Below are 14034 nucleotides of genomic sequence, written 5' to 3' on the forward strand. Positions count from 1 at the left end.
ACGCCACGGTGCCGCCATCGTCGCCCGCGGCCTCACCCGCCGATTCGGCAGCCTGGTCGCGGTCGACAACGTCGAACTGACGGTCGGGAAGGCCCAGGTCTATGGATTCCTCGGGCCGAACGGATCGGGCAAATCCACCACCATCCGCATGCTGTGCGGACTGCTGCTGCCCAGTGCCGGCGACATCCAGGTGCTGGGGCTCTCCATTCCGCGGGACGCCGAGGCCCTCAAGCGCCGCATCGGCTACATGACGCAGAAGTTCTCCCTGTACGAAGACCTCACCGTACAGGAGAACCTCGAATTCCTCGCCGCCGTGCACGATATTCCGCGCGCACACAGCAAGACGCGCATTGACGAGCTGCTGGCGCGCTACTGGCTCCACGACCGCCGGCACCAGCTGGCCGGCACGATGTCGGGCGGGCAGAAGCAGCGTCTGGCGCTGGCCGGCTCCGTGGTGCATCGGCCCGAACTGTTGTTCCTGGATGAACCCACCAGCGCCGTCGATCCGCAGTCGCGCCGCGAATTCTGGGATTCCCTTTTCGAACTGGCCGATGCGGGCACGACCATCCTCGTCTCGACGCACTACATGGATGAAGCCGAGCGCTGCCACCGCCTGGCAATCCTCGACGAGGGTCGTCTCGTCGCGGACGGTGCACCGGCACACCTGTGCGCGGCGCTGCCGCACAGCGTATGGCTGATCCAGTGCGACGCACCGCGCCGCGCGCAGCAGGCGCTGGAACACAGCACAGGCATCGTGGCGATGGCGCAGATTGGCGCGCAACTGCGCGTACTCGCCGAGCGTGACAGCGTCAGCGCCCGAACGCTTGAGCAGCGCCTGTCGCAGGCAGGAATTCAGGCCCACGTGGAGGCCGGCGCACCCAATCTGGAGGATGTCTTCGTCGCCGCTACCCACGATCCGTCAGAGGACGCCGCATGAGCCTGCGCCGCCTCCTCTCGATCGTGGTGAAAGAGCTGCGCCAGCTCCGGCGCGACCGTCTCACCTTTGCCATGATCATCGGCATCCCCACGATGCAGCTGCTGCTGTTCGGGTTTGCGATCAACCTGGATATCCGCCACCTGGACGCTGCGTTGCTGGACGCGGCCAACACGGCGCGAAGCCGGGAGCTGGTTGCGGAACTGGCATCCACGCGCGTGGTGGCAATCCGCTATCGCGTCAATCATCCACAGGAGCTGGACGCGCTGTTGCGCCAGGGCCGGATCAGCGTCGGCATCGTCATTCCGGCCGATTTCGAGGCCAGGCTCGAACGCGGCGACCGCGCGCCGCTGCAGATGGTAGTCGACGGATCCGAGCAGGTGGTGCAGCAGGCAGCGCGGCAACTGGCGGCCTTTCCGCTCGAACGCCTGCGCGATCCCGGCGCGCGCCCGGCGCACACGGCAGAAATTGTCAATTTCTATAATCCGGAGCGGCGGGCCGCGGTCAATACGGTACCCGGGCTCGTCGGCGTGATCCTCACCATGACGATGGTGATGTTCACCGCAATGGCGCTGGTCCGCGAACGCGAACGCGGCAACCTGGAGATGCTGATCGCCACGCCCGTATCGCCATGGGAACTGACCATCGGCAAGGTGCTGCCTTTCGTCGCGATCGGCCTGGTGCAGGTGACGGTCGTGCTGATTCTCGGCAAGCTGATCTTCGCGGTACCCATCCGCGGCCTGCTGATCGAGGTCTATGCTGCTGCACTGCTCTTCATCCTGGCGTCGCTGTCGCTTGGCGTATTTCTCTCCACGCTCGCGCGCAGCCAGTTTCAGGCGATGCAGCTGGCGTTCTTCACGTTCCTGCCGCAAATCCTGCTTTCGGGCTTCATGTTTCCGTTCGCCGGCATGCCACGCGTGGCGCAATGGATTGCCGAGATCCTTCCGATGACGCATTTCCTGCGCCTGATCCGCGGCATTGCGCTGCGCGGTGCCGGACTGGCCGACCTGTGGCAGGAACTGGTGGCGCTGACCGCGTTCACGGCAATCGTGTTGAGCATCGCGGTGATGCGCGTGAGCAAACGCCTGGACTGAGTCACTGCGTACGGCCGGCAGCCGCGGGCTGCCGGCGTCGCGTCAATTCGCCGGCGCCGGCTTCGGCAGCACGCCCGACTGTTCCAGCACTTCGCGCACGATGGCCTGCCGCTTGGGGGCATCCTCGATGCCCTTGGGCAGGTCCGCGTTGAGCGCGAAGAACCAGTTTTTGCCGTCGCGCGTCACCCAGGCCGGTCTTGCCGTGCACCACGTACGCCGGCGCCTCCTCGACGACCGTGATGCGCCGGGCGATCTCCTGGCTGCGGGCGGAGAACGGCAGGCTGCCGTCGGCCAGCTTGCGCAGGAATTCGATCTGGCCGACCGCGCTGATGCGCAGCTTGCCGCCGCCCCCGAGCCAGAAAGAATCGATGTCTCCACCGATATCCCGGTTGCCGTAGCCGGCCGCGTCGATCCAATGCTGCATGCGCTCACGCCCGATGCGACGCGCCAGTTCCTGGTAGTACCAGACCACCGAGAATTTCATGCCGCTGGCAAGATCGTGGTCGCGGTTCCAGTTGTCGACCCAGCGCTTCTGCCCATCCCAGGGAAACACGACGTGCTCGTCGCGGATCACGCCGGTTTCCAGGGCCACCATGGCATTGAAGACTTTGTACGTGGACGCCGGCGGCAGCGGCGTCTGCGCGCGCTGGCGGTCAAACACGCGGTAGCGATCGGCGGCAGCGTCGTACAGCAGCAAGGTGCCGGTGAGGCCGCGGCTGGAAAAGGCCTTCTCCCATTCGGGATGCACCTCCCAGTCGGTCGCGTGCGCGGCGGGGGCTGCCAGCAGGGCCAGGAGGAAAAACGCAAGGGGACGCCAGCGTGTCATCGGCACTCTCCGGGGTGGGTGCGGGAGGCCGGAAGGTAGTGCCGCGGGGTGGCAATTCGCGGGCGGCGGGAGGGCACAAGGGCGTCGGATGGCCGCAACGCGGTACCATTCGCGTTCCTGCTCGCCAACCGGGTGCCCGCGCCGGATGTCCCACGCCAACCTGAATCTCCACCAGCCCGTCGGCGACGAGGTCAAGACCACCACCTGTTACATGTGCGCCTGCCGCTGCGGCATCAAAGTGCACCTGAAGGACGGCAAGGTCCGCTATATCCAGGGCAATCCGGATCATCCCGTCAATCGTGGCGTGATCTGCGCCAAGGGATCGGCCGGCATCATGCAGCACTACTCGCCTGCACGGCTCTCCAAGCCGCTGCTGCGCGTGGGCGAACGCGGTGCCGGTGAATTCCGTGAGATCGAATGGGATGAGGCGCTCGCGCTGGCAACGCAGTGGCTGGGTGATATCCGTGGGCGCAATCCCGACGAACTGGCCTTCTTCACGGGTCGTGACCAGTCACAGGCGCTGACCGGCTGGTGGGCGCAGCAGTTCGGCACTATCAACTACGCCGCGCACGGCGGGTTCTGCTCGGTGAACATGGCCGCGGCCGGCATGTACACGCTGGGCGGCTCGTTCTGGGAATTCGGCGAGCCGGATTGGGAACACACGCGTTACCTCCTGATGTTCGGCGTGGCCGAGGACCACGATTCCAATCCGATCAAACTGGGCCTGGGAAAGCTGAAAGGACGCGGCGCCAAGGTCGTTGCGATCAACCCGGTGCGTACCGGCTACGCCGCCATCGCCGATGAATGGCTCGGCATCCGTCCCGGCACCGACGGGCTCTTCGTCGGCGCGCTCATCCAGGAACTGCTGCGCAACGACTGGGTGGACCTGGATTACCTCGTCCGATACACCAACGCGCACTACCTCGTGCTGCGCCAGCCCGGCGGCGCCGATGACGGGCTCTTTGCGCGCAATGCCGACGGGGCGGTCCTGTGCTGGGATCGCTCACAGGCCGGACCGGCACCCGCCGACGCATCCGGCATTCAACCGGCGGTGGTCGGTGAATTCACGCTGTCCGACGGCCGTCGTGCGACACCCGCGCTGGCGTTGTTCGTCGAGCGCTTCCTGGGCGAGACCTACAGCCCGGAGAACGCGGCACGCCAGTGCGGCATCCCGGCCGATACGATCCGTCGCCTCGCCGCCGAGATCGCCCATGCCGCGTTCCGCGAGGAGATCCGTCTGCCGGTGGCGTGGACGGATGCCTGGGGACGCGCGCACAGCGAAATGGTCGGACGTCCAGTGTCGCTGCACGCGATGCGCGGCATCTCCGCGCATTCGAACGGCTTCCATACCTGCCGCATGCTGCACACGCTGCAGATGCTGATCGGCGCGATCGACACGCCGGGCAGCTTCCGCTATCAGCCGCCCTATCCCAAGGGCGTGCCGCCGGCCAATCGCCCGGGCAAGTCACGCAAGCCGGACGGCACGCTGGATGCGGGCCCCCTGGGCTACGTGCACAGCCCCGACGATCTGCTCGTCGATGCGCAGGGTGCGCCGCGTCGCATCGACAAGGCGTTCTCCTGGCAGCACCCGCTGGCCGTGCACGGCATGCTGCAGAGCGTGATCGCCAACGCCGCTGCGGGTGATCCGTATCGCATCGACACGCTGTTCCTGTTCATGGCCAACATGAGCTGGAACTCGTCGATGAATACGACGGGCACGCGGCGCATGCTGACCGAACGCGATCCGGCAACGGGGCAGTACCGCATTCCGCGCATCATCTACGCCGATGCCTACGCCTCGGAAATGGTGGAGTTTGCGGACCTGGTCCTGCCTGACACCACCTATCTGGAGCGGCACGACTGCATCTCGCTGCTCGACCGGCCGATCTCCGACGCGGACGGTGCGAGCGATGCCATCCGCCATCCGGTCGTTGCACCGGATCGCGACGTGCGGCCATTCCAGGACGTGCTGCTCGACCTGGGCACGCGCCTGGGTCTGCCGGGATGCCTGCGCGAGGATGGCTCGGCGCGCTATCCAGGCGGCTACGCACAGTACATGGTCGATCACGAACGGGCGCCGGGTGTGGGCCTTCTGGCCGGCTGGCGCGGCCGCGACGGCAGCGCGCGTGGAACCGGTGAGCCCAATCCGCAGCAGCTGGAGCGCTACAAGGAACACGGCTCGTTCTGGCATGCCGATGTACCGGTCGCCGGCCGCTACTACAAGATGGCAAACCGCGATTACCTGGAGTGGGCCCGCAGCCTGGGGTTCGTCGGCGCCACCACGCCGATCGTGCTGGAGCTGTATTCCGAGCGGCTGCAGCGTTTCCGCCTGGCGGCGCAAGGTCACGGCAACACGCAGCCGCCGGACCACGAACGCGCCCGCGTCGAGCGGTATTTCGATCCGTTGCCCTTCTGGTACGAACCGTTCGAGTGGGAAACCAGCGACCTGGCGCGATACCCGATTGCCGCCATCACACAGCGGCCGATGTACATGTATCACGCCTGGGGATCGCAGAATGCCTGGCTGCGCCAGATCGCCGCGCGCAACTTTCTCTATCTGCATCCGCAGACCGCCGCCTCGATCGGCGTCGTCGACGACGACTGGGTGTGGGTGGAATCGCCGCACGGACGCATCCGCGTGCCGGTGCGCCTGCATACCGGTACCGAGCCGGGCACGGTGTGGAGCTGGAATGCCATCGGCAAGGCACGCGGCGCCTGGAAACTGGCGGCCGACGCACCGGAGTCCCAGCGTGGATTCCTGCTCAATCACGTGATCACCGAACTGCTGCCACCGCGGGCGAACGGTCAGCGCTACGCCAATGCCGACCCGGTCACCGGGCAGGCCGCGTGGTTTGACCTGCGGGTGCGCATCGAAAAGGACACCGCCACCATGACGGACGCCGTTCACCGCGTCGAGGACGCACGCGCATGACCGCGCTCCCGCCCCCCACCACGAAGAAGCTGGGCCTGGTCATCGACCTGGACACCTGCGTGGGTTGCCATGCCTGCGCCGTTGCGTGCAAGGAGTGGAACGACGGCGGCCAGTTCGGCCCCCTTCCGGACGAGAACGCCTACGGGAAGGAACCGCTGGGTGTCTGGTTCAACCGGATCCACAGTTTCGAGGTGACGCCCAAGGCCGACGCCGGCAGCAGCATGACGGTCCACTTTCCGCGCTCCTGCCTGCACTGTGAGACGCCGGACTGCGTGACAGTCTGCCCGACCGGCGCCAGCTACAAGCGCGCCGAAGACGGCATCGTGCTCGTCGACGAGGACAAGTGCATCGGCTGCAAGCTGTGCTCCTGGGCCTGTCCCTATGGCGCCCGCGAATACAGTGAAAAACGCGGCGTGATGCAAAAATGCACTTTGTGCGTCGACCGGATCTACAACGAGACGTTTGCGCCGGAAGACCGCCAGCCCGCCTGCGTCATGGCCTGCCCGACGCGCGCACGCCATTTCGGCGACCTGGGCGACCCCGAATCGCCCGTGTCACGCCTGGTGGCCGAACGTGATGGCGTGGCCCTGATGCCGGAGCTGGGCTACAAGCCGGTCAATCGGTATCTGCCGCCACGTCCCCGGCGCGGCGGCTGCGACGCCAACGCCGCGCCGCGCGAGACGGCGCTGGATACGAACCAGCTCTCGCCGCTGCTGCGCTGGGTCGACCGCCTGCTGTCACGCTAGTGACCTGTAACCGAGGAATCGGGAGTGACTGGCGAAGGGCTGGTCGTGCCGGGCGCCTAGCAGCGCTACGGCCCGAATGAGAAACACGTCCGGCGCGGGCAGAACGACTCAGTCATTTCCGATTCGCGTGTTACAGGCCACCCGATGGCTAACCCGCCGGCTCCACCACGATCCAGTCCACCTCGCCGGTGACGTTCTGTGCGTCACCGGACCAGCTGGACAGCATGACGTACCACGTGGCCTGGATATCGTCCGGCGTTGCCGGCAACTGGCCGACGGCGCGGCCGTTGATCCGGATCTGCGCAGCGCCCGCGTCGAAATGGAATGCCAGTTCCTGCCAGTCGGACAAGGCGCCCGCATCGCCCGCCGGGAATTCGCGCCGCCGCTGGTCGGTGCAGGTGGGCGTGGCGCGCAGCGCGCCACGGGTGGCGTAGACGTAGCAGGAGATCCAGCGGTCTGGCTGGTCCGAACGCACGACGGTCATGCCCACCGCCGCGTCACTGGCAATGACGGGCGCGGTCAACCGCGCACGGGTCACCATGCGGCTCAGGCCAATCGCACCGAATGTCGCCACCAGCCCCTGCTCGCGCAGCGGGCTGTCGATGGTCATAGCGCCGTTACGCTGTATGTAGCGCTGGCGCGGATCCTCGCGCGTGAAACCCCAGCGTTTCGTATCGAATGCACCGTCGAATGCAGCACCGTCGAAATCGTCGAAGGCATCCGGCGGCGGCGGTGCCGGCGCTGGCGCGCCGGTACTGGCCACCGGCGGCGCCGGAACGGGCGCCGGCGCGGGAGATCCGGGGCTGGCCCCAGCCGGCGGGGAAACCGCCGGCTTGCGCGACAGGATGATCGTCGCTGCCACGATGACAACGGCGATCGCGCCGACCAGCGCAAACCGGAACCGTCGTGCCGCCGGCGCGCGGACAGGTCCCGTGGGTAGCGCCACGAGCGTATCCGCATCGATCACGCGCGTGGGCGTTTCGTCCGTCCGGATGGTCGGAAGCGTCGGCGAATAGGCATCGACGTCGGAGTCCGGCAATGCCTGGCGCATCGCCGCAGCCATCTCGGCCGCGCTCTGGAAGCGCTTTTCCGGTGACTTCGCCAGGGCATGCAGGATCACCCGTTCGAAGGGTTCCGGCAGGTGCGGATTGAGCGTACGCGGCAGCACCACGGCTTCGTCGCGATGTGCACGCAGCCAGTCGGCCGCGCCGCGCGCGCGGAACGGCAGGCGGCCGGTGGCCATCTGGTAAAGAATCACGCCCAGCGCGTAGACGTCGCTGCGGAAATCGGCAACGCCCTGGGCCTGCTCCGGCGCGAGGTATTCGGGCGTGCCCAGCGCGTGCCCGGCCTGGGTCAGGCGTTCCGCCCCGAGGGTGAGGGCAATGCCGAAGTCCGCCAGGTGTACCGTGTCGTCTTCGTCCAGAAGGACATTCGCCGGCTTCAGGTCACGGTGGACCACGCCGCGAAGATGGGCGTATCCCAGGGCCTCGCACAGTTCGAGCCCGATGCGGCGAACCTGGGCCAGTGGCAGGGGGCCGTCCTCGCGATTGATGCGATCGGCAAGGTCGCCCTGGCGCAGCAACGGCAGCACCAGATAGAGCTGGCCGTCATCGCTGCCAGCGTCCAGCAGCGGCACAATGTGCGGATGGTCGAGCTCGCCCAATACCGCCGTTTCGCGGGCGAAGCGGGCGCGCAGCGACTCGTCGGCGCCCGCCGCCAGCCACTTGACCACCACCTCGCGACCGTCGCGAGTGTCCAGCGCCCGGAACAGGCGCGCCATGCCACCTACCGCCAGCGTCTCGGTCAGCTGATAGGGCCCCAGACGATCACCCGGTCGAGCCTGCACGTTTGCCTCCCTTCCGTTGCGCGACGGTGCGCGTGGCGCCGCCACAAGGGCTAAACTGCGCACGTTCCCGCCCTGCCCTGCCAGCCATGCATCCTGCGTTGTCGGTCCTATTCTTCACTACTCTGTCGGGCGCCGGCTACGGCCTGTTGTTCCTGCTCGGTACGGGCGTCGCACTCGGCATCTGGCCGCACTTGCCGCTGGAGATCGCGATGCCGCTGGCGATCGGCCTCGGACTGGTGGCGCTCGGGCTGGCCTCGTCGATGGCCCACCTGGGCCAGCCGGCCCGCGCCTGGCGCGCCTTCACCCAGTGGCGCACCTCGTGGCTTTCGCGCGAAGGCGTCCTGGCCGTCCTGGGTTTTGCACCGGCGCTGGCACTGGGTTTTCTCTATTTCACACCGGTGGAGGGGGGAATGAACCCGCCACTGCAGCGGGCCTGCGGCGCGACGATGGCGCTCCTGGCCGTCGCCACGGTGTATTGCACGGCGCAAATCTACGCCAGCCTCAAGACGGTGCCTGCCTGGCACAACCCCTATGTCACGCCCGGCTATTTCCTGTTCGCGCTATACAGTGCCGGCCTGTGGCTGTGGGCGCTGGGCGCCTGGTATCGCCGCGGTGACCCGCAGTTCTGGCCACAACTGGGCCTGCCGCCGGGCGTACTGTTCATGGTCGTCGTCGTGGCCATGCTGGCGTGCGTGCAGAAACTGCTGTACTGGCGCCACATCGACAATCCGCCCGTGACAGCCACGGTCGAATCGGCCACCGGCCTCAATGACGTCGGTGCGGTCAGCGCCTTCGAACGCCCGCACACGGAAGAAAATTATATTACGCGTGAAATGGTATTTGTTCTGGCACGCAAGCACTCGACCAAACTGCGTGCGATTGCCCTGCTGTTCGCGTTTGCGCTGCCGCTGGCCGCGCTGGTCTTCGCGATGCTGTGGGTACCGACGAGCTTCGTGCTCGCCACCGTGGCCCTGGTTTCGGCCAGCGTGGGCATCTTCGTCGAGCGCTGGCTGTTCTTCGCCGAAGCGCGCCACGTCGTCTCGCTGTACTACGGCGAACAGAAAGCCTGACCACGCAAAGCCCGCTCCGTCAAGCCGGAAACGCCCTTCCGGCCGACCGGGTTCACGCCGGATTCAATCCCCGCCGGTACGATGCCCTGGCGCCGGCGTCGTCCCGTGCCCGCGGCCAGCCCCATAGAAAATACGGTAGAACGTCATGAAGAAACTCCCGCTTGCCCTCGTTTTTTGCAGCCTGATGCCACTCGCCGCCCACGCAGACGGCGACTGGAAAGGCTCGGGTGAACTCGGTTTTGCGGCTTCGCGCGGCAACACCCGTTCGGAAAACCTCAACGCCAAGCTGAATTTCAGCATGGAAGACGACACCTGGAAAGATAACTTCTACTTTTCTGCACTTCGCAGCAAAGGCGAAGTCAAGGTCACCAACGTCGACTCCAACGGCCAGGTGGTCAGCCAGGACAGCTACCAGCTCACCGCCAACCGGTATGAAACCGGCGCGTCCCTGGGCTACAAGTTCGACGAGCGCAGTTATCTGGTCGGCGCGCTGCGCTACGAAAACGATGAGTTCTCGCCGTTCGACTACCAGGCCGTGCTCTCGCTGGGCTACGGCTACACGGCGATCAAGAACGAGCGCACCGAGCTGTCGCTGGAAATCGGCCCGGGTTACAAGCGCTACAGCATGACCCTCACGGGCGAAGACGAAAGCGAAGCCGTTGCCCGCGGCCTTATCGGCTACAAGCAGCGCGTCACCGAAAACACGGCATTCGAGAACACCCTGCTGGTGGAAGCCGGTTCGGACAATACTTTCATCCAGAACGACGCGGGCCTTGTCGTCAACATGAACAAGACGCTGGCGCTCAAGCTCGGCTACCAGGTGCGCCACAACTCCGATGTCACGCCGGGTACGAAAAAGACCGACCAGCTGATGACGACCAATCTCGTCTACAACTTCTGACGGCATTCGTAGCACCGGGAGCCCCTTGCATCGCGGGGCTCCCCTTCGCGGCGTCAGCTGGCGCTGCGCCCCAGCAGCGGCCCGGCGCCCTGCGCCAGCAGCAGGTCGGCGACCTGCAAACCCAAGGCTTCACCCTGGTCGCGCGGCGCCGTTGCCCGCGCCCGCAGCAGACGGCCCGTGGCGGCATCGCCGACCAGGCCGACCAGGTCCAGCGCGTTCTCGGTTTCCCAGCAGAATCCGGCAATCGGCACGCTGCAGCTGCCGTGCAGCGCCAGGTTCATGGCCCTTTCGGCGCCGGTGCAGCGGGATGTCTCCGCGTCGTTGAGCGGCGCCAGGAGGCCCGCGACCTCCCGGTCAATCGTGCGGTACTCGATCGCGATCGCGCCCTGCGCTACGGCCGGCACCCAGTCCGGCGGAGCCAGACGATTGCGGATACGGGCAGCCAGGCCCAGGCGATCGAGCCCGGCACAGGCGAGAATGATGGCGTCGTACTGGCCCGCATCGAGCTTGGCCAGCCGCGTGCCGACATTGCCGCGCAGGTCGAGCAATTCCAGGTCCGGACGGAAGGCGCGCAACTGGGCCTGGCGCCGCAGCGACGAGGTGCCCACGCGCGCGCCCTGGGGCAGTTCGGAGAGCCGCTCGTACGCGTTGCTGACGAAGGCGTCCGCCGGATCCGCCCGTTCGAGCACGGCACCGATCGAAAAGCCGGCCTCCAGCGACATCGGCACATCCTTGAGGGAATGCACGGCGATGTCGGCACGTCCTTCGGCCATTGCCACCTCCAGCTCCTTGAGGAACAGGCCCTTGCCGCCGATCGCCGCCAACGGGCGATCGATGATCTCATCGCCGCGCGTGGTCATCGGCACCAGTTCCACCAGGACATCCGGATGCGCCTGGCGCAACCGGGCGGCCACGTGTTCCGCCTGCCAGACTGCCAATGCGCTCTGCCGCGTGGCAATGCGAAGTGATTTCATGCCGTTCCTGTCGCGCCGCTAAAGCACAACAGGATAGAAGGCTTGGCGATGGAGGTGAAGAACCAGCACCGCTGCCACCTCAGAGGCTGCGCACCAACTTGCGCAGGGCAGGCAGGTTCCGGCGCGAAACTTCAAGCACGTCCGGACTGCCGTCCACGCGCGCATGGATGCGGCCGTCCGCACCGCGGCTCAGGCCGCCCAGGCGATCGCGTGCGACCAGGCAGTTGCGGTGAATACGGACGAACCGGTCACCGAATTCATCTTCCAGGCCCTTGAGCGCATCCTCCACGAGCACCTGGCCCTTCAGATGGTGCACGACAACGTACTTGTCCTCGGCCATGAGGTAGAGGATCTCGTTCACCGGAACCAGCACCAGGTTGCCACGCACCCGCGCGCAGACATGGGTGCGTTGCCGGTTCGACGCCATGGCGCCCGCCATCGCGTCCAGCTTGGGCGGGCGCAACCGGCGCGCTTTCTCCAGCGCCTGTGTCAACCGCTCCTGTCGGACAGGCTTGAGCAGGTAGTCGACCGCATTCTCCTCGAACGCGCGGACCGCATATTCGTCATAGGCGGTGCAGAACACGATCGCCGGCGCCTCGGGCATCGCACCGATCATGCGCGCCGCGTCCAGGCCGTCCATCAGCGGCATGCGGATGTCCAGCAGGCATACATCCGGCTGAAGCCGCTCGGCTTCACGGACGGCCTCTTCGCCATTGGCCGCCAGGGCCACCACCTCACCCTCGGCGGAAGCGACCAGCGCCGCCAGGCGCTCGCGTGCCAGCGGTTCGTCATCGGCGATGAGTATGCGCATGCTCAATTCCCCCAGGTGCGGTGCCATCGTCCGGCAGGCGCAGGACGCAGTCGAAAGTATCGTGGCCCTGGTGGATTTCCAGGGCGCCACGGTCGTCAAAATGGTAGGCGATCCGGCTGCGGATGTTTGCGACCGCGATACCGTTGCCGCGCGGCGAACGCTTGCCGGGCGCCGGGCAGGGATTGGCGATGCGGATCTCCACCATGCCGCCCGAATGCCGCCCCGTCACGGTGACCGTTCCCCCGTCGGTCAGGGGCTGGATGCCGTGGTACACGGCATTTTCGACCAGCGGCTGCAGCAACAGCGGCGGCAGCGGAAGGTCACGCGGTAAGGACGCCACATCCCACACCACCTGCAAGCGCTCGCCGAGACGCAATTCCTCGATACGCAGGTAACCGCGCGCCAGATCCAGCTCCTCGCCCAGCGTGCGCGGTGTGTCCACGGACCCGAGCGAGGCGCGGAAAAGGTCCGCCAGGTCCTCCACCGCCGTTTCGGCCTGGGCCGGCCGGATGCGGATCAGGCTGGCGATCGTGTTCATGCTGTTGAACAGGAAATGCGGCCGGATGCGCGCCTGCAGCGCCTCGTAGCGCGCCCGTGCTTCGGCTCTGACGCGATCGCGCCACTGTTCCTGCACGTAGAAGTAGCGCAGCACGGCGGTCGCCACGAGCGCGCAGATGACGCTGTTGCGCAGGATGAAGCGCTCCTGCCCGCTCAGGATGCCGATCAGGCCCAGCGACAGGGAATTGTCGATCGTATAGGCGAGCCAGCTGGCGATCGCCGTCGTGCCGACCATCAGGGCGAACGCGGCGAATTCGCTCATCCACGGACGCATGCGCACCAGCAACGGCCGCGCCTTGCACAGGCAGACGGTCCAGACGACCGCCAGCCACTGCACGAACACCGTGGCCGTTCCGAGCCGCTGCCAGCCGGGCGAACCCACGTCGCTCGACGCGAGCACGACGATCAGGGCGACCAGTTCGCCGATCACCATGAGCGCAAACAGGATGGGCAGGCTGCAGAAATTCGGCAGCCAGTGATTGGCGAGCGCCACCTCGCCGGAACTGTCGTTGGCCGTGGCCGACCGCGGTTCCGAATGCGCCATGCGCCCTCCCGGCGCCTGCGTAGGTCGCCCGATTATGCCGCCAGCCGCGCTCCAAGCCATTGCCGCAGGTCGGCAATTTCTTCCGAACACACCTGATGGGCCATCGGATAGGTGTGCCACTGGACCGCGTACCCCAGCCCGCGCAGGTAGTCGCGCGACGCCGTGCCGAGGGTCTGCGGTACGACATTGTCGAAACTGCCATGCGCCATGAGGATCGGTACAGCCTTGTTGGCGTCGTGGCGGTCCGCGGCGGTCTTCTCCGCCAGTGGCAGGTAGGTCGACAAGGCCATGATGCCGCCCAGGCGCGCCGCGTGCCGCACGCCGCCCGCCAGGACCACCGCGCCGCCCTGTGAGAAGCCGGCCAGGATCACGCGTTCGGCCGGCACGCCGCGCTCAGCCTCGCGCGCGATCAGCGCGTCGAGCTGGCCGATCGAGGTGCGGATACCGGGCTCATCCTGCTTGGACGCGATATCCACGCCGCCAATGTCGTACCAGGCACGCATGGGCATGCCGCCGTTGATCGTCACCGGGCGCACCGGCGCATGCGGAAACACGAAACGCAGGGCAGGCCACTGGCGCGAGACCAGTTCCGGCACGATCGGCTCGAAATCATGGCCATCGGCCCCCAGACCGTGCAGCCAGATGACGCTGTGGCGCGGATCAGGCGCTGTTTCAAGTTCGACGGAAGGAAGGATCATCAGAACGTCTCCGGGGCCGGCAGGCCAGGGCAAACGGCGATAGTGCCCGAACGGCCCTGGACGGGAAAAGCCGCTGCCGGACGCGGGGGGCCTGACTTAT

12 protein-coding genes are annotated in these 14034 nt (G+C 66.8%); 6 read left to right on the forward strand and 6 right to left on the reverse strand.

Features of this window, described 5'->3' with window-relative positions:
- The first annotated feature begins 16 nt into the window (after positions 1-16).
- Both N4264_RS24400 and N4264_RS24405 read left to right on the forward strand, forming a co-directional pair.
- A complete protein-coding gene (locus N4264_RS24400) occupies positions 17-937 on the forward strand; it encodes an ABC transporter ATP-binding protein (RefSeq protein WP_261697699.1) in 921 nt (306 codons plus the stop codon).
- On the forward strand, positions 934-2028 hold the full coding sequence (locus N4264_RS24405; RefSeq protein ID WP_261694809.1) for an ABC transporter permease: 1095 nt from the start codon (positions 934-936) through the stop codon (positions 2026-2028). The genes N4264_RS24400 and N4264_RS24405 overlap by 4 nt, the downstream gene beginning before the upstream one ends.
- A 1-nt stretch (position 2029) precedes the next feature.
- On the opposite strand, the gene N4264_RS24410 is transcribed toward N4264_RS24405, so the two are convergent.
- Complete coding sequence (locus N4264_RS24410; RefSeq protein ID WP_261694810.1) at positions 2030-2854, reverse strand: penicillin-binding transpeptidase domain-containing protein; 825 nt, start codon at positions 2852-2854, stop codon at positions 2030-2032.
- 145 nt (positions 2855-2999) lie between these two features.
- On the opposite strand from N4264_RS24410, the gene N4264_RS24415 reads away from it, so the two are divergent.
- Complete coding sequence (locus N4264_RS24415) at positions 3000-5786, forward strand: molybdopterin oxidoreductase family protein (RefSeq protein WP_261694811.1); 2787 nt, start codon at positions 3000-3002, stop codon at positions 5784-5786.
- Positions 5783-6532: a 4Fe-4S dicluster domain-containing protein gene (locus N4264_RS24420; RefSeq protein ID WP_282563024.1), complete on the forward strand. Its 750-nt coding sequence runs from the start codon at positions 5783-5785 to the stop codon at positions 6530-6532. Before N4264_RS24415 ends, N4264_RS24420 begins: the two co-directional genes overlap by 4 nt.
- A 148-nt stretch (positions 6533-6680) precedes the next feature.
- Here the strand turns inward: N4264_RS24420 and N4264_RS24425 are convergent, their stop codons facing one another.
- Positions 6681-8378 (reverse strand): serine/threonine-protein kinase, encoded by a 1698-nt coding sequence (locus tag N4264_RS24425; RefSeq protein ID WP_261694812.1) that lies wholly within the window; start codon positions 8376-8378, stop codon positions 6681-6683.
- A gap of 86 nt (positions 8379-8464) precedes the next feature.
- On the opposite strand from N4264_RS24425, the gene N4264_RS24430 reads away from it, so the two are divergent.
- Positions 8465-9448 carry a dimethyl sulfoxide reductase anchor subunit family protein gene (locus N4264_RS24430; RefSeq protein WP_261694813.1) on the forward strand — a complete coding sequence of 328 codons (984 nt, stop codon included), beginning with the start codon at positions 8465-8467 and terminating at the stop codon, positions 9446-9448.
- 145 nt (positions 9449-9593) lie between these two features.
- Positions 9594-10349, forward strand: coding sequence for a DUF481 domain-containing protein (locus N4264_RS24435; protein ID WP_261694814.1), 756 nt, complete (start codon positions 9594-9596; stop codon positions 10347-10349).
- Between the two features lie 53 nt (positions 10350-10402).
- On the opposite strand, the gene hemC is transcribed toward N4264_RS24435, so the two are convergent.
- The 4 genes from hemC to N4264_RS24455 form a co-directional block, all read right to left on the reverse strand.
- Positions 10403-11323, reverse strand: a complete 921-nt coding sequence (gene hemC, locus N4264_RS24440) for a hydroxymethylbilane synthase (RefSeq protein ID WP_261694815.1) — start codon at positions 11321-11323, stop codon at positions 10403-10405.
- Positions 11324-11402: 79 nt separating this feature from the next.
- Positions 11403-12149, reverse strand: coding sequence for a LytR/AlgR family response regulator transcription factor (locus tag N4264_RS24445; RefSeq protein ID WP_425508362.1), 747 nt, complete (start codon positions 12147-12149; stop codon positions 11403-11405).
- On the reverse strand, positions 12112-13236 hold the full coding sequence (locus N4264_RS24450) for a sensor histidine kinase (RefSeq protein ID WP_261694817.1): 1125 nt from the start codon (positions 13234-13236) through the stop codon (positions 12112-12114). The genes N4264_RS24445 and N4264_RS24450 overlap by 38 nt, the downstream gene beginning before the upstream one ends.
- Positions 13237-13268: 32 nt before the next feature.
- On the reverse strand, positions 13269-13934 hold the full coding sequence (locus N4264_RS24455; RefSeq protein ID WP_261694818.1) for an alpha/beta hydrolase: 666 nt from the start codon (positions 13932-13934) through the stop codon (positions 13269-13271).
- Positions 13935-14034: the final 100 nt, after the last annotated feature.

It is taken from the genome of Tahibacter amnicola, assembly GCF_025398735.1.
GTDB classification, from domain to species: Bacteria; Pseudomonadota; Gammaproteobacteria; order Xanthomonadales; family Rhodanobacteraceae; genus Tahibacter; species Tahibacter amnicola.